The 24,453-nt window shown below is 73.2% G+C and carries 22 protein-coding genes; 13 read left to right on the forward strand and 9 right to left on the reverse strand.

What is annotated here, in order from left to right; all coding sequences use genetic code 11:
• The first annotated feature begins 332 nt into the window (after positions 1–332).
• The gene (locus rosag_RS04955; protein WP_284348938.1) at positions 333–1,406 is read left to right on the forward strand and encodes an alpha/beta hydrolase; all 1,074 of its coding nucleotides are present in this window, start codon (positions 333–335) and stop codon (positions 1,404–1,406) included.
• Positions 1,407–1,501: 95 nt separating this feature from the next.
• Here the strand turns inward: rosag_RS04955 and argH are convergent, their stop codons facing one another.
• Positions 1,502–2,941, reverse strand: coding sequence for an argininosuccinate lyase (argH, locus tag rosag_RS04960; protein WP_284348939.1), 1,440 nt, complete (start codon positions 2,939–2,941; stop codon positions 1,502–1,504).
• A complete protein-coding gene (locus rosag_RS04965; protein WP_284348940.1) occupies positions 2,938–4,266 on the reverse strand; it encodes an argininosuccinate synthase in 1,329 nt (442 codons plus the stop codon). Before rosag_RS04965 ends, argH begins: the two co-directional genes overlap by 4 nt.
• Before the next feature lie 428 nt (positions 4,267–4,694).
• Here rosag_RS04965 and rosag_RS04970 point away from each other — a divergent pair, with 428 nt between their 5' ends.
• Positions 4,695–5,267: a four helix bundle protein gene (locus rosag_RS04970; RefSeq protein WP_284348941.1), complete on the forward strand. Its 573-nt coding sequence runs from the start codon at positions 4,695–4,697 to the stop codon at positions 5,265–5,267.
• Positions 5,268–5,450: 183 nt separating this feature from the next.
• On the opposite strand, the gene argR is transcribed toward rosag_RS04970, so the two are convergent.
• Positions 5,451–5,939, reverse strand: a complete 489-nt coding sequence (gene argR / locus rosag_RS04975) for an arginine repressor (protein WP_284348942.1) — start codon at positions 5,937–5,939, stop codon at positions 5,451–5,453.
• Between the two features lie 85 nt (positions 5,940–6,024).
• Between argR and rosag_RS04980 the strand changes: the two genes are divergently transcribed.
• From rosag_RS04980 to rosag_RS04995, 4 genes are read left to right on the forward strand one after another with little or no spacing between them, the layout of a single operon-like run.
• A complete protein-coding gene (locus rosag_RS04980; protein WP_284348943.1) occupies positions 6,025–7,104 on the forward strand; it encodes an N-acetyl-gamma-glutamyl-phosphate reductase in 1,080 nt (359 codons plus the stop codon).
• Positions 7,105–7,109: 5 nt separating this feature from the next.
• Positions 7,110–7,940 carry an acetylglutamate kinase gene (gene argB, locus rosag_RS04985; protein ID WP_284348944.1) on the forward strand — a complete coding sequence of 277 codons (831 nt, stop codon included), beginning with the start codon at positions 7,110–7,112 and terminating at the stop codon, positions 7,938–7,940.
• A gap of 27 nt (positions 7,941–7,967) precedes the next feature.
• Entirely contained in the window at positions 7,968–9,233 is a 1,266-nt protein-coding gene (locus rosag_RS04990; protein ID WP_284348945.1) for an aspartate aminotransferase family protein, read from the forward strand.
• On the forward strand, positions 9,230–9,736 hold the full coding sequence (locus rosag_RS04995; protein ID WP_284348946.1) for a GNAT family N-acetyltransferase: 507 nt from the start codon (positions 9,230–9,232) through the stop codon (positions 9,734–9,736). Before rosag_RS04990 ends, rosag_RS04995 begins: the two co-directional genes overlap by 4 nt.
• 33 nt (positions 9,737–9,769) lie before the next feature.
• Here the strand turns inward: rosag_RS04995 and rosag_RS05000 are convergent, their stop codons facing one another.
• Both rosag_RS05000 and rosag_RS05005 read right to left on the reverse strand, forming a co-directional pair.
• Positions 9,770–10,438 carry a Uma2 family endonuclease gene (locus tag rosag_RS05000; RefSeq protein ID WP_284348947.1) on the reverse strand — a complete coding sequence of 223 codons (669 nt, stop codon included), beginning with the start codon at positions 10,436–10,438 and terminating at the stop codon, positions 9,770–9,772.
• A gap of 81 nt (positions 10,439–10,519) precedes the next feature.
• Positions 10,520–11,410 carry an ion transporter gene (locus rosag_RS05005; protein WP_284348948.1) on the reverse strand — a complete coding sequence of 297 codons (891 nt, stop codon included), beginning with the start codon at positions 11,408–11,410 and terminating at the stop codon, positions 10,520–10,522.
• Positions 11,411–11,600: 190 nt separating this feature from the next.
• Between rosag_RS05005 and rosag_RS05010 the strand changes: the two genes are divergently transcribed.
• The 4 genes from rosag_RS05010 to rosag_RS05025 all read left to right on the forward strand — a co-directional run bounded on the left by rosag_RS05010 (position 11,601) and on the right by rosag_RS05025 (position 15,225).
• A complete protein-coding gene (locus rosag_RS05010; RefSeq protein ID WP_284348949.1) occupies positions 11,601–12,239 on the forward strand; it encodes a TetR/AcrR family transcriptional regulator in 639 nt (212 codons plus the stop codon).
• A gap of 267 nt (positions 12,240–12,506) precedes the next feature.
• The gene (locus tag rosag_RS05015) at positions 12,507–13,268 is read left to right on the forward strand and encodes a glucose 1-dehydrogenase (RefSeq protein ID WP_284348950.1); all 762 of its coding nucleotides are present in this window, start codon (positions 12,507–12,509) and stop codon (positions 13,266–13,268) included.
• Positions 13,265–13,915 carry a PAQR family membrane homeostasis protein TrhA gene (gene trhA / locus rosag_RS05020; RefSeq protein ID WP_284348951.1) on the forward strand — a complete coding sequence of 217 codons (651 nt, stop codon included), beginning with the start codon at positions 13,265–13,267 and terminating at the stop codon, positions 13,913–13,915. Before rosag_RS05015 ends, trhA begins: the two co-directional genes overlap by 4 nt.
• On the forward strand, positions 13,912–15,225 hold the full coding sequence (locus tag rosag_RS05025) for a 3-hydroxyacyl-CoA dehydrogenase (protein WP_284348952.1): 1,314 nt from the start codon (positions 13,912–13,914) through the stop codon (positions 15,223–15,225). The genes trhA and rosag_RS05025 overlap by 4 nt, the downstream gene beginning before the upstream one ends.
• Before the next feature lie 252 nt (positions 15,226–15,477).
• Here rosag_RS05025 and rosag_RS05030 read toward each other — a convergent pair whose 3' ends face one another.
• The 4 genes from rosag_RS05030 to rosag_RS05045 all read right to left on the reverse strand — a co-directional run bounded on the left by rosag_RS05030 (position 15,478) and on the right by rosag_RS05045 (position 20,342).
• Complete coding sequence (locus tag rosag_RS05030) at positions 15,478–16,896, reverse strand: TldD/PmbA family protein (RefSeq protein ID WP_284348953.1); 1,419 nt, start codon at positions 16,894–16,896, stop codon at positions 15,478–15,480.
• Positions 16,893–18,506: a TldD/PmbA family protein gene (locus rosag_RS05035; RefSeq protein ID WP_284348954.1), complete on the reverse strand. Its 1,614-nt coding sequence runs from the start codon at positions 18,504–18,506 to the stop codon at positions 16,893–16,895. Before rosag_RS05035 ends, rosag_RS05030 begins: the two co-directional genes overlap by 4 nt.
• A 469-nt stretch (positions 18,507–18,975) precedes the next feature.
• Positions 18,976–19,557, reverse strand: a complete 582-nt coding sequence (locus rosag_RS05040; RefSeq protein ID WP_284348955.1) for a TlpA family protein disulfide reductase — start codon at positions 19,555–19,557, stop codon at positions 18,976–18,978.
• The gene (locus rosag_RS05045) at positions 19,557–20,342 is read right to left on the reverse strand and encodes a histidine phosphatase family protein (RefSeq protein ID WP_284348956.1); all 786 of its coding nucleotides are present in this window, start codon (positions 20,340–20,342) and stop codon (positions 19,557–19,559) included. The genes rosag_RS05040 and rosag_RS05045 overlap by 1 nt, the downstream gene beginning before the upstream one ends.
• A 95-nt stretch (positions 20,343–20,437) precedes the next feature.
• Here rosag_RS05045 and rosag_RS05050 point away from each other — a divergent pair, with 95 nt between their 5' ends.
• The 3 genes from rosag_RS05050 (at position 20,438) to rosag_RS05060 (ending at position 24,269) form a co-directional block, all read left to right on the forward strand.
• Positions 20,438–22,108 carry an alkaline phosphatase family protein gene (locus rosag_RS05050; RefSeq protein ID WP_284348957.1) on the forward strand — a complete coding sequence of 557 codons (1,671 nt, stop codon included), beginning with the start codon at positions 20,438–20,440 and terminating at the stop codon, positions 22,106–22,108.
• Between the two features lie 2 nt (positions 22,109–22,110).
• Entirely contained in the window at positions 22,111–22,743 is a 633-nt protein-coding gene (locus rosag_RS05055) for a Smr/MutS family protein (RefSeq protein WP_284348958.1), read from the forward strand.
• A gap of 119 nt (positions 22,744–22,862) precedes the next feature.
• Complete coding sequence (locus rosag_RS05060; RefSeq protein WP_284348959.1) at positions 22,863–24,269, forward strand: hypothetical protein; 1,407 nt, start codon at positions 22,863–22,865, stop codon at positions 24,267–24,269.
• Positions 24,270–24,453: the final 184 nt, after the last annotated feature.

Genomic DNA, 24,453 nt, shown 5'->3' on the forward strand with positions numbered 1-24,453 from the left:
TTGGTGAGGATGCGGATGCTCCGGATGATGCGGATGTTGCGGATCGTCCCGCGTGGCGACGACGCTCCCTGCACCCGACAGAAGCGATCCGAACGATCCGTTCCGATCCGGAGCATCCGCACCCCTCCAAAGGGCCAACGGGTCCGGCGTGATGACGGCTGCGAAGGCACGGAGCGCATCCGCGGCCCGCTGCCCGCGGTCCGCAGCGCTCGATGGCGACGTCCTTGCCATCGCCAGCTGCCGCATCACATCGCGCCGCGCGATGGGGTCGTGTGGCGCGCGACCACCGGGCATGGGAGGAGGGGACGATGACGGGTCGTGACGGAACGACGATGACGAGATGGTGCGGCGCGGCGGGGCTCGCGCTGCTGGCCGCCTGCGGCGGTGGCGCCGAGCGGCGCGCGGACTCCGCGGCGGGCGCGGTGACGGACAGCGCGGCGGCCGCGCCCGAGGCGCAGATGAAGGCGCTGCTCGACCAGCACGCCGCGCTCGGCCCCAGGCCGATCGAGACGCTGACGCCGCAGGAGGCGCGGCAGCAGCCGTCGCCGAAGGACGCCGTGATGGCGCTGCTCGTGGCGCAGGGCAGGGACACCGTGCCGACCGCGCTCGTGCCCGGCGTGACGTCGATGGATCGCAGCATCACCGGCGCGGCGGGCAGCATCCCCGCGCGCATCTACACGCCCGCGGGCGCCGGCCCCTTCCCCGTCATCGTCTACTACCATGGCGGCGGCTGGGTCATCGCGAGCAAGGACGTCTACGACGGCGGTGCGCGCGGCCTGTCCAAGGAGGCGAACGCGGTCGTCGTGTCGGTCGACTACCGCCTCGCGCCGGAGGCGAAGTTCCCCGCGCAGCACGACGACGCGCTCGCGGCGTATCGCTGGGCGCTCGCGAACGCGGCGTCCATCAAGGGCGACCCGAAGCGCGTCGCGCTCGCCGGCGAGAGCGCGGGCGGCAACCTCGCGGTGGCGACGGCCGTCGCCGCGCGCGACGCGAAGCTGCAGAAGCCCACGGCCGTGATCTCGGTCTATCCCATCGCGCAGCCCGACACGACGACGGCGTCGTACGAAAGCTACGCGATGGCGAAGCCGCTCAACCGCCCGATGATGGGATGGTTCGCCAAGCACGCGACGCGCACCCCGGCCGACCTGCAGGACCCGCGCATCAATCTGGTGAAGGCGAACCTCGCCGACCTGCCGCCGGTGACGATCATCAACGCCGAGATCGACCCGCTGCGCGACGACGGGATGATGCTGGAGCAGGCGCTGAAGGCCGCGAACGTCCCCGTCGAGCGCCGCCTGTACGACGGCGTCGCGCACGAGTTCTTCGGCGCCGCGGCGGTGGTGGACAGGGCGAGGGACGCGCAGGCGTATGCGGGCGCACGTCTGAAGACGGCGTTCGGCGCCTGACGTCGAGCGTATGGCGTCGAGCGGGTCCGGTGCGAGGGAGTGCTCCCTGCCGCCGGACCCGCTCGACGCTCGACGCTACACGCGCGACGCTCGACTCAGAGCGCGACGTTCGCCACCAGCTCGTTCCCGTGCGCCGGCGTGTCCTGCGCCGGACCCAGCGCCGCGCGCGCCGCCTCGATCTGCTCGCGCACCGCCTTCGGGCCCGTCCCGCCGATCGCCTCGCGATGCGCCACGCTGCTGCGCGCCGACAGCGCGTCCAGCACGTCGTCGCCGAACAGCGCGTGCGCCTGCGCGAACCGCTCGCGCGGCAGCTCGTACATCTCGATGCGCTTCTCCTCCGCCTCGCGCACCAGCGCGCCCACGGCGCCGTGCGACTCGCGGAACGTCGCGCCCTTGCGGACGAGATAGTCCGCGAGGTCCGTGGCCATCATGCTGCTCGACAGCGCCGACTCCATGCGCGCCGTCTCGAACGTCAGCTCGTCCACCGTGCCCGCCACCGCCGGCACCACCAGCAGCATCGTGTCCACGGCGTCGAACAGCGCGCGCTTGTCGTCCTGCAGGTCCTTGTTGTAGCCCGTCGGCAGCCCCTTCAGCGTGCCGAGCATCGCCACCAGGTCCCCCAGCAGCCGCGCCGCCGAGCCGCGCGCCAGCTCCAGCGCGTCCGGGTTGCGCTTCTGCGGCATCATGCTGCTGCCCGTCGAGAAGCCGTCGCCGAAGCGCACGAACCCGAACTCGCTCGACCCGAACAGGATCAGGTCCTCGGCGATGCGCGACAGGTGCGCGCCCATCATGGCGAGCGCGAAGATCGCCTCGGCCACGAAGTCGCGGTCGCTCACCGCGTCGATGCTGTTGCGCGCCACCGCGTGGAAGCCGAGCGACTCCTTCAGCAGCAGGCGCGACACCGGGAACGCCGTCCCCGCGATCGCGCCGGAGCCGAGCGGCAGCTCGCTGGCGCCGCGCGCGGCGGCGGCCAGGCGGCGCCGGTCGCGCTCCAGCGGCCAGAAGTGCGACAGCAGCCAGTGCGCGACGCTCACCGGCTGCGCGCGCTGCAGGTGCGTGTACGCCGGCATCAGCGCCGTCTCCAGCGCCTCCGCCTGCGTGACCAGCACCTGCTGCAGCGCGCGCACGGCGGCGTCGACGCGCCCGCACGCCTCGATCGTCCAGAGGCGCGTGGCCGTCGCCACCTGGTCGTTGCGCGACCGGCCCGTGTGCAGCTTGCTCGCGACCGCGCCGACCGCGTCGTGCAGCAGGCGGTCGATCATCGTGTGCACGTCCTCGTCGCTCGCGATCGGCTGCGCGCCGTCCGCGAGCTGCTGCGCGACGATGCCGAGGCCGCGCTCCAGCTCGCGGCTCTCGTCCATCGTCAGCACGCCCGCGTGACCGAGCGCGATCGCCCACGCCTTCGACAGGCGGACGTCGTGCGGCCAGAGGCGGAAGTCGACGCCGATGGAGCGGTTGATCGCGTCCAGCAGCGGCGACGGGCCGCCGGCGAACCGGCCGCCCCACAGCTTGTGCGCGCCGCCCGCCTCGCTCAAGCCGACGCCTCCGCCAGCTCCTGCTCGCTCGGCGGGAACTTCGCGTCGCCCGACTCCGCCGGCTTGTCGCCGACCTCGGGGTCGGGCGTCGTCAGCGAGTGGTGCTGGCGCATCTCCTGGTCCTTGATCGCGCGCACGCGCTGCGACAGCCCGTAGAGGCGGATGTAGCCCGCCGCGTCGCTCTGCTGGTAGACGTCGTCCTCGCCGAACGTGACGAACCGCTCGTCGTACAGCGCGAACTTGCTCTCGCGGCCCACGACGACGGCCGAGCCCTTGAAGAGGCGCATCGTGACCGTGCCCGTGACGCGCTCCTGCGTCGCGTTCACGAACGCGTCGTACGCCTCGCGCTCCGTCGTCCACCAGCGGCCCTCGTACACGAGGTCCGCGTAGCGCGGCGCGATGAGGTCCTTGGCGGCCAGCGTGCGGCGGTCGAGGATCAGCTGCTCCAGCTCCGAGTGCGCGGCGTAGAGGATGGTGCCGCCCGGCGTCTCGTACACGCCGCGCGACTTCATCCCGATCATGCGGTCCTCGACGAGGTCGATGCGGCCGACGCCGTGCTTCGCGCCGAGCGCGTTCAGCGTCTCGACGAGCGCGATGGGGCCGAGCGCCTTGCCGTTGACGGCGACGGGCGTGCCCTTCACGAACTCGATCGTGACCTCCTCGGGCGTGTCCGGCGCCGCGACCGGGTCGGTCGTCAGCTGGAACATGTCCTCGGCCGGCGCGACGGCCGGGTCCTCGAGCTGCCCGCCCTCGTGCGAGAGGTGCCAGATGTTGCGGTCGCGCGAGTAGATCTTGGTGATCGTCGCGGCGACGGGGACGCCCTTCTCGGCCGCGTAGCGGAGCGCGTCCTCGCGGCTGCGGATGTCCCACTCGCGCCAGGGCGCGATGACCGGCAGGTCGGGGGCGAACGCCATGTAGGTCAGCTCGAAGCGGACCTGGTCGTTCCCCTTGCCGGTGCAGCCGTGCGCGAGCGCGTCGGCGCCCACCCGGCGGGCGATCTCGACCTGGCGCTTGGCGATCAGCGGCCGGGCCATCGAGGTGCCGAGGAGGTACTTCCGGTTGTAGATCGCGCCGGCGCGGAGCGTCGGGAAGATGAAGTCGCGGACGTACTCCTCGCGGAGGTCCTCGACGTAGCACTCGTCGGCGCCGGAGGCGATCGCCTTGGCCTTGATCCCTTCGAGCTCGTCGCCCTGCCCGATCTCGGCCGCCACGCAGACGACGCGGGCGCCGGGATAGTGCTCCTTGAGCCAGGGCACGATGATCGACGTGTCGAGGCCCCCGGAGTACGCGAGGGCGATGGTGCGGACGGCGGGACGCGAGGTCATGCGCAGGCTCCGGTTAAGTATGCAGTAGTCTTGCATAATCAACCAATCGGGGGCGCATGTCAATTGGCCGGAAGGAGTTGGCGCACCTCGTCTAGTCAGCGCCGCCAGGCCGGCGCGCCGGACCCCTGCGGCTCTTGGAGAGGATGCGGATGCTCCGGATGAAACGGATCATTCGGATCGCTCCGCGCGGCGGCGACGTCCCATAGACGGAGAAGAGCGATCCGTTCGATCCGTTCCGATCCGGAGCATCCGCTTCCCTCCATCAGGCCACCAGGTCCGGCGCGCCGACGCGTCCCGAACGTCCCTGAATCCGTAGCCCGCAGTCCGCAGTGCCGGTTCCCACCACGGCACGACACGCGTCACCACGGTACGGTCGCCCCGTCGTGCGCCCCGCATCTTCGGCCCGAACCCTCTGCCGGAGACGCCTCATGCCCAGCCGACGCCCGCCGCGCCCCGACCCCGCGCCCCCGCCCGACGACCCGCTCGGCGCCGACGCCACCCAGCCCGCCGACGACGGCAGGAAGGTACCGATGGCCGACGCCGCCGCCGCGGAAGCCGCCGCCGGCCGCACCCCCACCCAGCCCGGCTACCGCGGACTCCGCGTCTGGCAGAAGGCCCTCGAACTCGCCGGCGGCGTCTTCGCCCTCACCGCCGACTTCCCCACCTCCGTCCGCGACAGCCTCGGCGTTCCCATGCGGCGCGCCTCCGCGGCAGTCCCGGCGGCGATCGCCGAAGGCAACGTCCGCTACACCCCCCGCGAGTACGCCCACTACATCTCGCAGGCACTCGGCACGATCGCGGAGGTCGAGACGCTCCTCTTCCTCTCGGTCCGCCTCGGATACGCCACCGAGGCCGACATCGCGCCACTGCTCGGCCACTGCGTCGAGATCAGTCGCATGCTGCGGGCACTCAACCGGTCGGTGCAGCCGCCGACCGCCCCCATCACGGACCGGCCGGCGCGACGGCGCTCGGCCGTCCGTGAGCCCGGCATCTACCCGTAGCGCCCGCAACGCACCGGGGCAGACACGCCGCCGGCCCGCGACCTGCCTACCGAGCGAAGCGGCCGACACGCCGTCCACGGGACGGCCAACGGACACCGAGCGGAGCCATGGCACCACGGCGCCGGACCACGCGGAGGCCCCGCACCGGTCCGACGCCCGCTCGCGCACGCGAGCCCCGCGCGCTCACCCCTCGGCCATCTTCTCCAGGCGGCGGATCACCCGCTCCCGCGCCGCGGCCGACCGGCACACGATCAGGATCGTGTCGTCCCCCGCCACCGTCCCCAGCACGTCCGGCCACGCGGCCGAATCGAACGCCGCCGCCACCGGCTGCGCCCCGCCCGTCACGGTGTGGAGCACCACCAGCTCCCCCACCCCGTCCACCCGGTCGAACAGCTGCGGCAGCAGCGACTCCAGCGCCGCCCGCGCCTGCTCCGTGTCCCCGGACTGGTCGGTCGTCACGTAGCGCATGCCGTCGTCGGTCGGCACCCGCGCCAGCCGCAGCTCGTGCAGGTCCCGCGACAGCGTCGACTGCGCGACGTCCCACCCCCGCCCCACCAGGAGCTTCCGCAGCTCCTCCTGACTCCCCACTGCGGTCTCCTCGACGATCTCCAGGATGGCCTTCTGGCGGTCGCGCTTGGTCGGCTGGCTCACGGACGTGGGCACACGGGACACGGGAAGACCTCCGGCAGGAACGACGCGCCCCCAGAGCTCGGCGTCGGTTGAATTCGGGGATGGGCTGGAATATTATGCAGGTCCTATGAATAACATTCCGGTCGGCATTCTGGGAGCCAGCGGTTACGCCGGGCGCGAGCTCTGCGCCCTCGTCGCCGCGCACCCCCAGCTCACCCTCGCCTTCGCCACGGCCGATCGCCGCCGCGGCGAGACGGTGCGCGTGCCGGCCCCCCTCGGCGTCGCGGGTCGTCCCACCGACGTCACCTTCGTCGCCACCGACGACGCCCCGCTGGGCGATGCCGCCCTCGTCTTCAGCGCCCTCCCCCACGGCGCGTCGGCCGAGTGGAGCCGCCGGGCCCACGAGGCGGGCGCGAAGGTCGTCGACCTGTCGTCCGACCTGCGCCCCGGCCACCTGACGAGCGAGCTCCTCGCCACGCTCGGCGCCCGGCGCTCGGCGCTCGCTCTCACGTCCGCCGGAGTGAGCGCCGAGCGCCGAGCGCCGACTGACGAGGAGTCGAGCATCCCGTACGGGCTCACGGAGCTCAACCGCGAGGCGGTGCGAGCGGCCGAGGTGGTGGCGAATCCGGGCTGCTACCCCACCGCCATCCTCGTCGCGCTCGCCCCGCTGGCGCGCGCCGGGCTGCTGGCCACGGGCGCGACCGTCGTCGCCGACGCCGCCAGCGGCGTCACCGGTGCCGGCAACAGCCCGCGCGAGGACCTCCTCTTCGGCGAGGTCACCGGGAGCTTCCGCGCCTACGGCGCCGGCAACGTCCACCGCCACCTCCCCGAGATGCGCGCCACCCTCGGCGCGCTCGGCGCGGACGTCGACCTGATCTTCACGCCGCACCTGCTGCCGGTCGCGCGCGGGATCCTCGCCACCTGCACGGTCCCCGTCACCGCCGCGCCGGCCGACGCGCTCGCCGTGTGGCGCGACGCGTACGCCGGCGAGCCGTTCGTCGAGGTCGTGGACGCGCTGCCGTCGCTCGCCGACGTCCAGCACCGCAACGTCGTGCGCCTCACCGTCCTTCCCGTGAAGGGCGTGCGCACGCCGACGCTGCAGGTCTTCGCCGCGATCGACAACCTGATGAAGGGCGCCGCGGGTCAGGCGGTCCAGAACGCGAACCTGATGCTCGGTCTCGACGAGACCGCGGGACTCCCGCGTTGAGCGGAGTGGTTCCCCCGCACGGCACGGTCGCCGACGCGCACGCCGCCCTGCACGAGGTCTTCCGCGGCGCCGTCGTCGTGAAGCTCGGCGGGCGGACGCAGGGCGACCCTGCCCTGCCCGCCGCGCTGGCCGCCGTGTCGGCCGCCACCGGCGGGCGCCTCGTCGTCGTGCACGGCGGCGGCGACGCGGTGAGCGAGATCCAGCGCGCGCGCGGCATCACGCCCGAGTTCATCGGCGGGCGTCGCGTCACGACCGACGCCGACGTCGACGTCATCCGCATGGCGCTCTCCGGGCTCGCCAACAAGCAGCTCGTCTCCGCGCTCCTGGCCGCCGGCGTCGCCGCGCTCGGCCTCTCGGGCGAGGACGGCGTGCTGCTGGAGGCCGCGCCCACCGCGGACGTGCGCATGGGCCGCGTCGGTGAGCCCGCGCGCGTGAACGTCGCGCTGCTCGCGCTGCTGGTGGGCGCGGGCTACTGCCCCGTGATCAGCCCCGTCTCCGCGAGCACCGCCGCGCGCGGCGTCGCGCTCAACGTCAACGGCGACGACGCCGCGGCCGCGGTGGCCGCCGCCGTCGGCGCCGCGGAGCTGTTCTTCATGGCCGACGTGCCGGGCGTCCTGGTGGACGGCGCTCCCGTCGCCTCGCTCGATCCCGCCGGGGCGGCCGCGCTCGTGCGCGCCGGCACCGCGGGCGGCGGCATGGCCGCCAAGCTCGACGCCGCGCAGGCGGCGCTCGCCCGCGGCGTCGGCCGCGTGCGCATCGGCGATCTCGCCGCGCTGGCCGATCCGGCCCGCGGCACCGCCATCGTCACCGGAGCCGCGGCTCCGGCGACGGCCTGACCACCGCTTCTCACCAGGCCCTGCCCCATGGCCACCGCCGTCTCCCCGTCCGTCGTGCCCGACACCGCCGCCACGCCCTCCACCGAGGGCGCGCTGCTCGGCACCTACAAGCGCGCGCCGATGCGCATCGTGCGCGGCGAGGGCGTCACGCTGTACGACGAGGACGGTCGCGCGTACCTCGACCTGGCGAGCGGCATCGCCGTCAACGCCCTGGGCTACGGCGACGCGGGCATCGCGCGCGCCGTACAGGAGTCGCTCGACACGGGGCTCGTCCACGTGTCGAACCTCTTCCGCACCGAGCCCGGCGAGCGTCTCGCGCAGTGGATGGTCGACCACTCCTTCGCCGCGCGCGCGTTCTTCTGCAACTCGGGCGCGGAGGCCAACGAGGGCGCGTTCAAGTTCGCGCGCCGCTGGGCGCGCACCCTGGTGCCGGCCGGCGCCGAGGAGGCGCCGGGTCCGTTCGGCACCTGCCCGAAGCACGAGATCATCTCGCTGCGCGGCGCGTTCCACGGCCGCACGATGGGCGTGCTCGCGGCGACCGACCGCGCGCAGTACCGTGCGCCCTTCCGCCCGCTCGCCGGCGGCATCTCGATCGCGGAGCGGGACATCAAGGAGCTGGACGCGACGCTGGACGCGGAGCGCGTGTGCGCCGTGATCGTCGAGCCGGTGCAGGGCGAGGGCGGCGTGCGCGTCGTCGACCACGGCCTGCTGCGCGAGCTGCGCGCGATGACGGCCGAGCGCCGCATCGCGCTCGTGTTCGACGAGATCCAGTGCGGGCTGGGGCGCCTCGGGACGCTGTTCGCGTACGAGACGACCGGCGTCGTGCCCGACATGATCACGCTCGCCAAGCCGCTCGCCGGCGGCCTGCCGATGGGCGCGGTGCTCGTGAACGCGGACATCGCGGCCGCCGTCCAGCCGGGCGACCACGGCACGACGTTCGGCGGCGGCCCGCTGGTCGCGAACGTCGCGCTGCACGTCTGCGAGCGCCTGGGCGATCCGGCGCTGCTGGCGCACGTGCGCGAGGTGGGCGCGTGGTTCGGCGACGCGCTGCGCGCGATGGCCGCGCGCACGGGCAGGGTGCGCGCGGTGCGCGGCGCGGGCCTGATGTGGGGCGTCGACACGCACGAGCCGGCGGGGCAGATCGTGGCGCGCGCGCGCGACGCGGGGCTGCTGATCCTCACCGCCGGCGACCACACGCTGCGCCTGCTGCCGCCGCTCGTGATCTCGCGCGACGACCTCGCGCGCGGCCTCGAGACGATCGAGCGCATCATCACCGAGGGGCCGCAGTCGTGACGCCCGTGGAGCTGGTGCGCGACGGCGCCCCGTCGCGCGACGAGATCGTGGTGCGGCGCGCGCGGCTGTCGGACGTCGACGGCATCGCGGCGCTCGTCCAGGAGTGGGCGGCCGAGTCGCTGCTGCTGCCGCGCAGCGCGGGCGAGATCGTGCGGGCGATCGACGACTTCGTGGTGGCGACGGACGGGCGCGCCCGCGTGCTCGCCTGCGCCGCGCTGCGCGAGTACTCGCCGTCGCTGGCCGAGCTGACGAGCGTCGCCGTGTCGCGCGCCGCGCACGGCCGCGGGCTGGGGCGGCTGGTGGTGTGCGCCGTCGAGACGCTGGCGCGCATGCGCGGCCACGACGCGATGTTCGCGCACACGCTGCAGCCCGCGTTCTTCGCCGCGCTGGGCTACGAGCCGGCGGAGCGCGCGTGGTTCCCCGAGAAGCGCGCGCGCCCGCACACGCTGTGCGTGCAGCGCACGCTGACCGCCGACGAGCAGCCGTTCGCGGCCGCGGCCTGACGTCCTACATGATCGCGCGCGGCCGGTGCGTCCTCACGACGCGCCGGCCGTCGTCGTTTCGGGCTGCTCGAACACGCGCCGCGGCCGTGGCGACTCGTTCGGCACCTGCACGTCCTCGTAGATCTCGTCGAGCGTGAGCGTCGCGCCGACGGGGCAGGGAAGGGGTACGCTCCCCGATGCGCCGCTGATCGTCTCGCGCTGCCACTCCCCTGTATCGTCGCGCCAGTGGCGATGGACGGCGCGCCACGTCGCCTCGATGACCAGATATGCCTGGAGCGAGGCGATTTCCTGGTAGGCGATCCGCTTCTCGCCGAGGTCCGTGCGCGCGGTCGACGGCGAGAGCACCTCGATGACGAGGCAGGGATCGGTCAGGTCGAGCGCATCATCCGACGGGCGTGGTCCGCACGAGACCATCGTGTCGGGATAGTACACGTCGCCGCGTGGCGTCCTGATCCGGAATCCCTGGTGGTACGCTCGGCAGGCCGTGCCTCGCGTGCGGGTGCGCAGCCCGACGGCGACGTTCAATCCGATGTCATGGTGTGCGAGCGTTCCACCCGACATCGCATATGCGAATCCACCCACGTACTCGTATCGCAGCTCCCGGCTCTCGCTGAAGCGGAGATACGCGTCGTATGACATGGGACCGATGGGCTCGGCCGGCGCGTCGTCCGGCAGCTGACCGTCAGGGATGCGGAACGCCATGGCGCGACCTCGGCACGGGGAGAAGGCTCCCTACGCTACGCTCGGCTCGGCCGGCGAGGCAACTCGGCCGGGGCAACGGCCTCACGTCGAGCCGGCACTCCCCGCGTCGTCCGCCGGCGGCCTTCCGCACGTGGGACAGGGCGCATGCGCGTCCACGCCGCGCGCGCGCTGCAGCTCCTCCAGGAACGCGGCGCCGAGGATCGCCGTCGGCAGCGCGAAGCTGGCGATGCCGAACACCGCGAGGCATCCGCCGATCAGCTTCCCGATCGTCGTGACCGGATACACGTCGCCGTAGCCGACCGTGGTGATGGTCGCCACGCCCCACCACAGTGCCTCGGGGATGCTGCTGAACTTCTCCGGCTGCGCGTCGTGCTCCGCGAAGTACACCATCGTCGAGCCGACGAGCAGCAGCGACCCCACCGCGCCCATCGCCAGCAGCAGGTCGTCGCGCCGCGCGCGGAAGATGCGCTGCGCCATCGCCAGCGAGCGCGCCGTGCGTCCCAGCTTGCCGACGCGCAGCAGCGCGAAGATCCGGGCGATGCGCGCGGTGCGCAGGTCGAACGTCAGGTGCGGCAGCAGCAGCGCCATCACCGCGATCAGGTCGAGCAGCGCGAGCGGCGAGCGCATGAAGCGCAGCCGGCCGCGCCATCCGTCCGCGTAGCGCGGATCGACGGGCGCGGACCAGACGCGCGCGACGTACTCGACGACGAACACGGCGCCGAGCCCCACGTCGAGCGCGCCGAGCGCGAGGCTCCAGCGCGTGGCGACCGAAGGGACCGTCTCGAGGACCATCACCGCGATCGCGAGGACGATGGCGCCGAGCAGCGCGTAGTAGCACGCGACGTCGAGCGGGTCGCCGGCTTCGGCGCGCCCGTCGAGCAGGCCGTGCACGCGGCGCTGCGCGGCGCTCGGTGGTGCGGGCGCGCGGCCGGCGACGACGGTCGCGGTGGTACCGGGTCGCACGGTGCCCATGCGCGTGGCGGGATCGCGGGGCCGGGCGCCCGGACGGGCGCCGGGTTGGCGCGGTGCCCCATCGTGCACGCGCGTCGCGCCGGCGTCAATCGAGGGCGAGGCGGCGCGTGCTTGACAGCCGGCGCGACCGGCCGGTACGCTACCGCAATCCAGAACGGTGTTCGGCTCCCCACGCCGCCACGTCTCCCGCATGTCCGCCGCCCGCCGCGAGGCCCAGCGCCCGCGCGACACCGACCTCCGCACCGCGGTCCTCGACGCCGCGCGCACGCAGCTCGTGCGCGAGGGGTATCGCGACCTGAGCATGCGCGACGTCGCCAACGCGGTCGGGTGCAGCGTCAGCAGCATCTACCTGTACTTCGCGGGCAAGGACGAGCTGGTGCACACCCTCATGGACGAGGGCTTCGAGCGCTGGTACCGCAGGCAGGTGGAGCTGACGGAGCAGGGCGGCACGCCGGAGGCGCGGCTGGAGGCGGTCTGCCGCGCCTACGTGGAGTTCGGGCTCGCCAACCCCGAGTTCTACGAGATCATGTTCATGTTCCATTCGGACCGCATGGCGCGGTACCCGAAGGACCTGTTCCGCCGCGCGCGCCGCAACCTGGAGCTGATGGCCGACCTCGTGCGCGCCTACGCGCCCGACACCGTCCCCACCGACGACGACGCGCGCATCCGCGCGACCGCGCTGTGGGCGACGCTGCACGGCATCGTCTCGACCATCATCAGCGACCGGCTGGACCGCGGCATCGACCGCACGCGGTACGTCGAGGGGACGATTCGATATGCGCTGGCCGGGGTGCGGCACGCTGCTCCCGAGACCTCCACGCGGAGCTGAGTCTCTCGTCGTGCTGCGTGCTGCGTGCACGACCTCGGGACGCGTCGTCGTTCCGCGGAGATGGTGCCTATTGGGGGGATGCGGATGCTCCGGATCTGCACGGATCATTCGGATCGCTCCTCGTGATGGACGGAACGTCGCCGCCACGCGGGACGATCCGGAGCATCCGTCTCGATCCGGAGCATCCGCATCCCTCCCCAAAGGCCAACAGGGGTCCGGCGCAATGATGCGGACCACGCAGCACGCAGCTCTCAACGAAGATCGACGATGACTGATCGATTCAGATTGGACGGCCGCGTCGCCGTCGTCACCGGCGCCAGCAAGGGGATCGGTGAGGCGATCGCGCGCGCGCTGGCCGAGGCGGGCGCGCGCGTCGTGGTGAGTAGCCGCAAGCAGGAGGCGGTGGACGCGGTCGCGCACGCGATCGGGCAGGCGGGCGGCGAGGCGATGGCGGTCGCCTGCAACGTCGGCCGCATCGACGAGGCGCGCGCCCTGGTCGACCGCACGATCGCCGAGTGGGGCGGCGTCGACGTCGTCGTGAACAACGCGGCGGTGAACCCCGTCTACGGCCCCGTGCTGGAGCAGGACGACGCCGTGTTCGACAAGATCCTGGCGGTGAACGTGAAGGGGCCGCTCGAGGTCTGCCGCCGCGCGTACGCGAGCATGGCCGCACGCGGGCACGGCAGCGTGATCAACGTCTCCAGCATCGGCGGCGTGTCGCCGGAGCCGGGCCTCGGCCTCTACAGCGTGAGCAAGGCGGCGCTGATCTCGCTCACCAAGGTCATGGCGCAGGAGTGGGGACCGGCCGGCGTCCGCGCGAACGTGATCTGCCCGGGGCTCATCAGGACGAAGTTCTCGCAGGCGCTCTGGCAGGACAAGCAGGTGCTGCGGCGCACGCTGGCCGAGCAGCCGATCCGGCGCATCGGCGTGCCGGAGGACGTCGCGGGGCTGGCGCTCTTCCTCGCCTCCGACGCGGCCGCCTACTGCACGGGCGGCGTGCACATGGCGGACGGCGGGTACCTGACGTGACGGGCCGCGCGCAGTCGGGGGCGGAGGAGGTCGCGAACGCGATCACGCACGGCCTGGGGCTGCTCGCGAGCGCGATCGCGGTGCCGGTGCTGCTCGTACGCACGATCCCGTACACCGATACGGCGCTCGACGTCGGCATGGCGGTGTTCGGCGCGACGCTGTTCCTGATGTACCTGACGTCGACGCTCTACCACGCGGTGCCGCATCCGCGCGCGAAGCACCTGCTGCGCACGCTCGACCACTCGGCCATCTACTGCCTGATCGCGGGCACGTACACGCCGTTCCTGCTCGGCGCGCTGCGCGGCGCGTGGGGCTGGTCGCTGCTGGTGGTGATCTGGGTGCTCGCGGTGCTCGGCGTGACGGCCAAGTGGACCGTCGGCTTCCGCTTCCCGCGACTCTCGACCGCCGTGTATCTGGCGATGGGGTGGCTGATCCTCGTCGCCACGGTGCCGCTCGTGCGGCACGTCTCCCCGTCCGGGCTCGCGTGGCTGGTGGCCGGTGGATTGTGCTACACGTGCGGCGTCGCCTTCCACGCGACCGACCAGCGGCTGCGCTTCGGGCACGCGGTGTGGCACCTGTTCGTCGCCGGTGGCAGCGCGTGCCACTATTTCGCGGTGCTCTGGCACGCCGCGCCGCGCCCGGCATGAGCGACGGTCCCGCATACCTCGCCGCCGCTTGCCGCGCGGCCGCGGAGGTGCCCGAGCTGGCCGCCGCGCGCGCGCACGTGCGCCCGGTGCGGCGCGTCGGCGTCATCGGCGGTGGGACGATGGGGCGCGACATCGCGTTCGTGCACCTGCTCGCGGGCCACGACGTCGCGCTGCGCGAGGCCGACGCGGCGCGTCTGGACGCGGCGGTTGCCGCGGTGCGCGGCCACGTGGCGCGGCGCGTCGCGCGCGGCGACGCGACCGAGGCACAGGGCGGGGAGCTGCTCGCGCGCCTGACGCCCACGCTCGACGACGCGCCGCTCGCCGATGCGGACCTGATCGTCGAGGCGGTGGTGGAGGTGCTCGACGTGAAGCGCGAGGTGTTCGCGCGCATCGGGGCGCTCGTGCGCCCCGACGCGATCCTCGCGTCCAACACCTCGACGCTGCCGATCGCCGAGCTGGCCGCGGTGGTGTCTGATCCGTCGCGCGTGGTGGGGCTGCACTTCTTCAGCCCCGCGCGCGTGATGCGGCTGGTGGAGGTCGTGCGCGCCGCGGCCACCAGCGACGCGACGGCCGCCGCCGCGCTCGCGCACGTGGCGGCGATCGGCAAGGTGCCCGTGCTGGTGGGCGACTGCTACGGCTTCGTGTCCAACCGCCTCAGCATGGCGTACCTCGCGGAGGCGACCGCGCTGCTGGACGAGGGCGCGAGCCCGGCCGAGGTGGACGCCGCACTCGTCGCGTTCGGGATGCCCATGGGCCCCCTGACGATGAGCGACATGGCGGGCGTCGACATCAGCCACCTCGCGCAGCCCGGCCTGCAGCGCGCGTACGGCGCCCGCGCGCGCCGCAGCCCGGTCGTCGCACGCCTCTACGCGCTCGGCCGCCACGGCCAGAAGGCGGGGAAGGGGTGGTACCGCTACGAGGCAGGGAAGAGCGGCGACGCGGCGCGCCACCCCGACCCGGAATTCGACGCGCTGCTGGCCGAGCAGCGTGCGGCGCGCGGCATCACGCCGCGCAGCATCGCATCCGACGAGATCGTCGCGCGCGTCGTCTACGTGACCGCGAACGAGGGCGCGCGCTGCCTGGAGGAAGGCATCGCGCGCACGCCGGAAGACGTCGACGTCGTGATGGGCCTCGGCTTCGGCTTCCCCGCGCAGCGCGGCGGGTTGATGAAGTACGTGGACGACGTGGGTGCGACGCGCGTGGTGGCAGCGCTCGAAGCGTGGCGCGCGCGAGCGACCAGCGAGGAGGAAGCTGCGCGGTACGAACCTGCGCGGTGGCTGGTAGCGCGCGCCGAGCGCGCGCAGCGCTGAGCGTCGAGCGGCGAGCGGCGAGAGGGCGCCCAAACAGCACGGATGCCCGGGGCGGGCGGCGGGATGGTGCGCGCAGGCGACCTGCGACCGTAGCAAGGAGACTCACGCGCAGCCGTGAGGCTCCGCAGCGCAAGGTCGCCGGGAGCCGAAGCACACCATCCCGCCGCCCGCCCACGCGCGAGGACCCATGCAGAGCGGGGCCGGCCTCCACGAAGGAGACCGGCCCCGCCTCGCATCAGCAGCGGGCGTCGATCAGACCGCGTCCGACAGCGACGTGAAGTTGAAGTCGCGTGCCTTGACCGGCGGCACCACGATCGCCTGCCCCGGGCTCCCGTCCTCGCTCGCGCTCACGCGCACCGGCACGCCCATCATCTCCAGGTTGTTCAGCATGAAGATCGGCGACTCGTTCCAGCGCAGGTTCTTCACCGCGCGCGTGATCTTGCCGTTCTCGATCAGGAACGTGCCGTCGCGCGTCAGCCCCGTGAACAGGATCGTCCGCGGATCGACGCCGCGGATGTACCAGAGGCGCGTCACCAGCAGCCCGCGCTGCGTGCTGGCGATCATCTCCTCCAGCGTCGCCGTGCCGCCGCTCATGCGCAGCCCGCTCACGCTGCTCGGCGCCACGCCCTGCTTCTGCGCCCAGTAGCGGTCGTAGGCCAGGTTCTTCACCACGCCCTTGTCGATCCACGTGTTGGCGCCCACCGGCGTGCCGTCGAAGGTGAACGGCGCGCCCGGCGTCTCCGGATCGAACGGGTCGGACGACAGCGTCACGCGCTCGTCCACCACCTTCATGCCGATCTTCGTGCCGCCGCCCGGCTTCGAGAAGAACGAGCGGCCCTCGTCCGCGTTGCGGGCGCCGAGCGAGCCGGCGATGAGCTGCACGAGGTTGGCGACGGCCGTCGGCTCCAGCACGACCGTGTAGCGTCCCGGCTCGATCGCCACCGGGTTCACCGAGCGCTTCGCCTTGTCGATCGCGCGCGCGCCGAGAGCGCCCGCGTCGATCTTCGTCCAGTCGTGGTGCGACGCGCCGGCCCAGCCCGAGCCCGTGCCGTCGGGCGTGCGCACCGTGGTCGTCATCGACGACGACGTCTGGCGGCGGTACGCGAACAGCCCCTTGCTGTTGGCGATCGCGAACGCGCCCGCGTTGGTCTCGAGGTAGCCCGTGGACGTCAGGTTCGCGCCGCGCGACGGCTCCGTCACCGCCTTCACCGCGTTGGCGCGGCCCGCGGGATCGAGCGTCGCCGTGGCCTCGCTCCATCCGGCCTCCGTGGCGCGGTACTGCTGCGGCCCGAGCTCGGGCAGCGCCTCCGGATCCTCGGGCGCCAGCCGCGCGAGCGCCTCCGCGCGCTGCACCACCGCGCGCAGCGACGCGTCGTCGAGCTTGTTCGTCGTCGCGCTGGCGGCGCGCTTCCCGAACACGGAGCGCATCGTCACCACCGCGTCGTACGTGTCGCCGGCGGTCGAGACCTGGTTCACGGCGAAGCGCGTGTTGCCCGAGACGCCGCTGCTGATGGTGACGCGCGCCTCGTCGGCCGTCGAGTACGACAGCACCTTCCTCGCGATCGCCTCGCAGTCGGCGCGGGAGAGGTAGCGGGCGGGCGCCGAGTTGCTACTCGCGTTCGCGTCGGTGAACAGCGAGCGCGGCGCGCCGGCATCGTGGAAGGCGCTCACGCGGTCCGTCCGGTGTTGATGACGTTGACGTTGCGGAAGCGCGACGGGACGCACCCGTGGCTCACCGCGTTGCTCTGCGACGGCTGGCCCTTGCCGTCGTTGTTCGCGCCGCCCAGCCAGTAGCTGCGCTTCCCGCCGATCATGTCGAGCGAGCCCCAGAACTCGGGCGTGCGGAACTGGTAGGCGACGTCCTTCAGCATGCCCACGACCTTGCCGCCCTTGATCTCGTAGAACAGCTGCCCGGCGAACTGGCCGTTGTAGCGCTGCTGGTCGATCGAGAACGAGCCGTTGCCGACGATCGCGATGCCGCGGTCGGTGGCGCTGATGAGGTCCTCCCAGACGTAGTCCTTCTCGCCCGGCAGCAGCGACACGTTCGGCATGCGCTGGAACTGCACGTCGGCCCACGACTGCGCGTACGAGTTGCCGTGCGAGCGCATCGTCTTGCCGCTCTTCCTGTACCACCAGTCGAGGTATGGCGCCTGCTCGCGCGTCGTCTGGTAGTCCACCACGACGCCGTCCTTGATGATCATGTACGTCTCGGGCTGCACGCCCTCGTCGTCCCAGCCGCACGCGGCCAGCGAGCCGACCTGGTTGCGGTCGGCCTGGATGTTCATCAGCGGCGATCCGTACTTCAGCTGCCCGAGCACCTTCTCCGGCGGCGTGACGAAGCTGGTGCCCGCGTAGTTCGCCTCGAAGCCGAGCACGCGGTCGAGCTCCGTGGGGTGCGCGACGCTCTCGTGGATCGTGAGGAACAGGTTGCTGGGGTTGAGGATCAGGTCGTAGCGCCCGACCTCCACCGGCTTGGCCGCGAGCTTCTCCGCCGCCTCGCCCGCCCACTTGGGCGCGTTGCCGACGAAGTCCGACTCGGTCACGTGCTCGTAGCCGCGCCCCATCGGCGCGACCTCGGTGCTCTGCCGCGACTGGAAGTCGGAGTTGTCCGCCGCGACGGCCGTGATGTTCATGTTCGGCGTCGTGCGGTAGAGCGTCTGCACGGTGTACGTCCCGTCGGTGGACGCGAACGTCTTCTCCTCGCGCAGGAAGTTCATCCCCGACGTGACGAAGCGGACGCCCTTCACCTTCAGCGCGGCCTCGTTGGCGGCCAGCAGCAGCGCGACCTTGTCGGCCACCGGCACCTCGAACGGGTCGACCTTGATGGGGCTCTTCCACTCGCCGTTGGGCGTCGGCGTCACGGGCGCGAGCTGGTGCGGGCGCACCTGCGCGGCGCGGTTGGCCTTGGCCTGCGCGACGGCCTGGCGCGCGGCGGCGGCGATGCCGTCGGGCGACAGGTCGCTGGTGGCCGCGAAGCCCCACGCGCCGCCGACGAGGGCGCGCACGCCGGCGCCGAACGTCTCGCCGTCGGCGAGGCCCTGCACGCGGCGCTCGCGCGTGGCGACGAACTGCGTGCGGTTCTGCGCGATGCGCACGTCGGCGTACTCGGCGCCGCCCGACTTGGCCGCGTCGAGCGCGCGCATGGCGAGGGCGCGGATGGCGGGATCGCCCGGGGAGGGGAGGGGACCCGTCGGAAGCGCGCTGGCGCTGCGGGCGCCGAGCGCGGCGGCCGCGGCGGCGGCCGTCGTTCCGAGGAGGAAGTCGCGACGATTGAGGGGCACGCTGGGGCTCCGGGACGCGTGAAGGCCCGGCGCGGGTGGAGGCGCCGGGACACCGGAATACGATAGCGGCGTGCGCGGCGTTGAGGGCGAACGGCGCTTGCGGGCTGCGCGCTGCGGCTGGGACCTCGGAACGCGTCTTCGCGCCGCGGAGATGGGGCCTGTTGGGGGGATGCGGATGCGCCGGATCGGAGCGGATCGTTCGGATCGCTCCTCGGCGCGCACGGAGCGTCGCCGCCACGCGGCGCGATCCGCCGCATCCGCGGCATCCGAAGCATCCGCGTCCTCCCCACAGGCAGCAGGGGTCCGGCGCGCGAGCCCCTGAACGGCATCGGACAGGATGACGAAGAGGCTCCGCACCGGCGCATGGAGCGTCGCGCCGCGCAGCGCCTCCTGGTCATCCTGTCATCCTGTCATCCTGTCCGAATGCAGTGCGTTGTTCGGACCCGCAGCCCGGAGTCCGCAGCGCGGCTCAGAGCGCGTCCCGCTCCCCCGCCATGATCGCCACCCACGGCGCCATCACCTCGCGCCCGGGATAGCCCGGGTAGACGCGCTGCACGCGCCCCCCCGCATCCAGCGCGAGGAAGGTCGGCGTCCCCTGCACCTGGAGCGTGAACAGCGCCTCCGCCGCCGGCGTCACCGGACCGGCCAGCACCGCGCCCCGCACGTCGGCCGCGCCCACCATCGCCGCGCCGTGGTCCGCGCCTTCGAGCGTCACCACCCACAGCCGCGGCAGCGCGCGCCCCGCCGCCAGCCGCCCGAAGTCGCGCAGCGCCTCCTTGCACACGCTGCAGGTGCGCGAGACGACCATCACGATCGCCGGCTCGCCCAGCCGCGCCAGCGGCGTGACGCGCCCGTCGGCGGTGCGCACCGAGAGCGCCGCGACGCCCGCGCCCGGCCCGAACGCCATCGTCGCCGCGCGCGCGTCGGCGGCCGGGGCGTCGTCCGCGCCGCGACTCTGCCGCAGGCCCAGCCACAATCCGCCGCCGACGGCCAGCGCCAGCACGAGCGCCTCGCGCCAGGGCATCGCGCGCGTCTCCCGCGGCGCGTCCATCAGGCCGGCCCGGTGGAGTGCGCGGGCTCGTTCGTCACCGGCGTGTCCTCGTCGGTCAGCGGCACCGTGAAGTTGTAGCGCTCGAGCGCCAGGCGCCCCGTCGCATCCGGACGGTACGTCGTCACCGAGCAGTTGGCGAGGTCGTAGCGCCGCCACAGCTCGCCCAGCCCCGCCTCGTCCAGCCGGTCGAGGACGTAGCGCGCGCACAGGATCACGATCTGGTGGCAGACCACCAGCACGCGCTCGCCGGCGTGCTCGCGCGCCACCGCGTCCAGCGCCGCGCGCACGCGGAACGCCACGTCGGCGCCGCTCTCGCCGTTCGGCGGCCGGTAGTAGAAGTGGCCGAGCTGCTGCCGGAGCGCCCACTGCTCGGGATGGCGCTGCGCGACGCCGTGGTGCGTCAGCGTGTAGAAGAGCCCCAGCTCCTTCTCGCGCCACCGCTCGTCGAGCAGGACCGCCTGCACGGGCGCCGCCCCGTTGCCGCTCGCCACCGCCTCCGGCGCCAGCGCGCCCGCCGCCACGATCCGCTCGGCCGTCCGGCGCGCGCGCGCGTACGGCGACGCCACCACCACCGTCGGCCGCTCGGCCGCGGGCTGCTCGCTCCACCACCGGCCCAGCGCCGTCGCCTGCCGCTCGCCGAGTGGGGAGAGCGGGACGTCGAGGTCGGAGTGCCTGATGTCGATCTCGGCCGACGCGGACGCGAGCGCGGCCTCGCGGGCGACGTTCGCGGCGCTCTCGCCGTGTCGGACGAGCCAGAGCGTGGCGGGCGCGGGGGGCTGCGGCATGCCCGCAATCTAGCGCGGCCCGGGTCCCACCCGGGTCCGGCCCGATGAACGGTGCGACACGGTAAATTGCCGGGACCACCTCCGCCCTCCGCCGCATGCCGCGTCCCACGTCCGCCCCGATCGCTCCCGTCCTCGCACGCACCGCCGCGCTCACCGGGCTGCTGCTGGCCGCGCCCGCCGGCGGCGCGCAGGCGCAGGCGGTGGCCAAGACCGTCGCGCCGGCCGCTGCGAGTTCGGCGGCGCAGGCGCAGGTGCAGCCGCCGACGCTGGTCGTGTTCATCACCATCGACCAGATGCGCCCCGACTACTTCACGCGCTTCGGGGCGCAGCTCACGGGCGGGTTGAAGCGGCTGTACGACGGCGCGGCGGTGTTCACCGAGGGGCGCTACGACCACGCGATCACGGAGACCGCGCCCGGCCACTCGGTGACGATGTCGGGCCGGCATCCGGGCGGCACCGGCATCCTGCTGAACGACGAGGGCGTGCCCGATCCGTACTCGCCGCTCATCGACTCGAAGGACGTCGGCGCGTCGCCGTTCAAGTTCCGCGGCTCGGCCCTCATCGACTGGATGCGCAACGCGGACAGCAGCACGCGCGCGCTGTCGGTGTCGCGCAAGGACCGCGGCGCGATCCTGCCGCTCGGGCGCGCGAAGCAGGCGGTGTACTGGTACGCGCCCGACATGGGCTTCACGACCAGCAGCTACTACGCCGACACGCTGCCGACGTGGGTGCGCGACTTCAACCGCCGCCACCCGATCTCGGCCTACGCGGGCTACGTCTGGAACCCGCTGCTGCCGGCGGACGCGTACGCGGAGGTCGACAGCGTGCCCGTGGAGAACCGCGGGCGCACGTTCACCTTCCCGCACGTCATCCCGACCGAGCCCGCGCGCCGCGTGGGCAGCGAGCTCGCGGAGACGCCGGTGATGGACAGCCTGACGCTGGCGCTCGCGCTCGACGGGCTGCGCGCGCTGAACCTCGGGCGGGGGCCGGCGCCCGACCTGCTGAACATCTCGCTCTCGACGACCGACAACGTCGGCCACCGCTACGGCCCCGACTCGCGCGAGCAGCACGACCAGATCCTGCGGCTGGACCGCTACCTGGGCGAGTTCCTCGACGCGCTGTTCCGTGAGCGCGACTCGACGCGCATCGTCATCGCGCTCACCGCCGACCACGGGATGACGCCGATCCCCGGCGCCGCGAAGTTCACGCGCTCCGCCGACCCGGCGACCGGCGTGGGCCTCGTGAACGACACCGCGCTCGTGTCGGGCGTGCGCGACCGGCTGGCGGCGCGCGGCGTGTCGCGCAGCGCGCTGCTGTTCAACTACGGGATGCTGCGCGTCGATCGCCGCGCCGTGCAGGCCGCGGGATTGAACGTCGACTCGCTGGTCGCCGACGCGATGCGCGTCATCCGCGCCGATCCGCTGGTGGCGCGCGTGGCGCTGCGCCGCTCGCTGGCGACGGCCGACACCACGCGCGACCAGTTCGCGCGCTGGTGGCGCCACATGCTCCCGCCCGACGAGCCGGTAGAGGCGGTCGTGTCGCTCAAGCCGTGGAACGGGTGGTCGCGCTACGGCGGCATCGGGCACAACGCCGGCAACCCCACCGACGCGCACGTGCCGATCATGTTCTGGGGCGCGCCGTTCCGGCCGGGCAAGTACGCGGACCGCGCGCTTGTCGTCGACATGGCGCCGACGCTGGCCGAGGTGCTGGGCGTGCGGCCCACCGAGCGCGTGGACGGCCGCGTGCTGCGGCGCGCGCTGCGCTGACCATGGCGCGCCGCTCCCGCGGCCGCCCGCCCGGCGACGCATCGTCCGGCGGGCTGCCCCAGGCCTTCGACGCGATCACCTTCGGGCCCGAGCGCACGCTCAACCTGCGCGCGCACCTGCCCACGCGCAGCGAGGCGCTCGCGCGCACCGAGGCGTGGCTGCGCGAGAAGCAGATGGGCGGCGCCGACGAGGTGCTCGTCATCACGGGGCGCGGCGTCGGCAGCGTGGACGGCGTCTCGATCGTGCGCGAGGCGGTGCTGCAGCTGCTCGCGTCGCTCCGGCGGCGCAACGTGCTGCAGGGCTTCCGCGAGCACACGGCCGGCTCGTTCGTGGTGGAGCTGGCGCCGGTGCACGCGCTCTTCACCGCGCCCCGCCGCCGCCGCGAGCCGCCCCCGCCGCCGCCGCCCGATCCGCGCACGCTCGCGGGGCTCGACGCGGAGACGCGCAGCCTGCTCCGCACGCTGGCGACGGTGCGCCTGCAGCAGCTCGGCGTCCACAGCCCCACGAAGGCGATCGTCGAGGACGAGATGCTCGGCCAGTACGGCGCGCTCGCGCGCAGCATCCCCGAGGGCCCCGAGCGCGAGGCGCGGCTGCAGCAGGCGGTGATCGTGGCGCTGGAGGAGCTCGACGGCTGATCGCCGGGCAGCCGGCGCCGTCGGGGAGTTGCCGGAGGATGATGTGGCCGTCAGTATTGTCGCGCCCGTCGTCCTTCCGTGCCGCGGGCGCGCGACGTCCATCCTCCGCCCCCGCCCGCATGCCGTCCGTCCGTCCGCTCCGCCCCGCCGCGCTGGCCGCGTGCGGGCTGCTCGCCGCATCCTCGCTGCGCGCGCAGGCCGTCGCCCACGCGGGCCACGACCATCAGGCCACGACGGTCTCCACCAACGGCCTGCGCGGGAAGATCGCGGAGCTCTTCATCTTCGGGCCGGGGCAGGACCCGCTCTTCCTCGCCGGATCGGCCGGGTCCACCAACCCCGCGACGGTGCAGGCGCACGGCACGCACTTCATCCCGTCGGCGGCCGCGAGCAACGGGTCGATCATCGGCTTCATCGGCCAGGCGTTGAGCACGAGCGTCGCCAGCATCCCGATCGGCGCCACCACGAGCGGCGAGACGTTCCGCTTCGAGGGCGGCGTGCCGGTGAGCACCGCGACCTCCGCCGGCCCGATCTTCGCCGAGCGCGCGCAGACGCTGGGACGCGGGCGCGTGCTGGCGGGCGTGAACCGCTCGTCGTTCAACTTCTCGTCGCTGCGCGGCGTGCCGCTGCGCGACCTGCAGGTGAACTTCACGCACCAGAACACGAACGCCGCCGGCTGCTCGGCCGAGAACGGGGGGCAGGACTGCGCGCAGTACGGCGTGCCCGTGCTGGAGAACGAGGTGATGCAGGTCTCGCTGGACCTCGACATCGACGTCGCGGTGACGTCGTTCTACGTCACGTACGGCATCAGCGACCGCGTCGACTTCGGCGTCGCGGTGCCGCTGCTCCAGAACTCGTTCCGCGGCACGAGCAACGCGCAGATCGTCCCGTTCGGCGGCGGCAACGCGGTGCACTTCTTCGCCGGCACGCCGCAGAACCCGGTGCTCCAGGCGACGCGCAGCACGTCGTCGAGCGCGTTCGGCATCGGCGACGTCGCGGCGCGCCTCAAGGTCAACGCCAGCAACTCGGCGCGCACGGGCGTGGCGTTCCTGCTGGACGCGCGCTTCCCCACGGGCGAGGTGGACAACCTGATGGGGACGGGCGAGTTCGTGGGCCGCGGCCTGGCGGTGGTGTCGTCGCGCTTCGGCAGCTTCTCGCCGCACGCCAACGCGGGCTACCTGTACCGCGCCGACCGCGAGCTGGCCAACGACGCCTTCCTCGGCACGGTCGGCTTCGACCACCTGCTGGGGAAGGGCGTGACGCTCGCCGCCGACGTGCTGGCGGAGCTGCAGGTCGGCTCCAACCGCCTGGAGCTGCCGGGCACCGTGCAGTTCGACGCGCCGTTCCGCCGCAGCGTGGAGCCGACGAACATCCCGCAGATGCGCGACGACGTGGTGAACGGCTCGTTCGGCTTCAAGTTCACGACGGCGAGCCGCGTCACCGGCATCGCCAACGCGCTCTTCCCGCTGAACGACGGCGGGCTGCGGTCGCACACGACGTTCACGGCGGGGGTGGAGTACTCCTTCTGAGCGGGCACGGAGCGGCGGAGGACGGAGCGGCGGAGGACGGAAGGGCGGAAGACGATACGGCGTGAAACGATGAGGCGGCCCCTTCGCGCTCGAAGTATCGAGTCGAAAGGTCCGCCCTTCCGTTTCACGCCGTTCCGTTCTCCGCTTCTCTGTCTTCCGCCCTTCCGTCCTCCGCCTCTTCACC

It is taken from the genome of Roseisolibacter agri, assembly GCF_030159095.1.
Taxonomy (GTDB): Bacteria; Gemmatimonadota; Gemmatimonadetes; order Gemmatimonadales; family Gemmatimonadaceae; genus Roseisolibacter; species Roseisolibacter agri.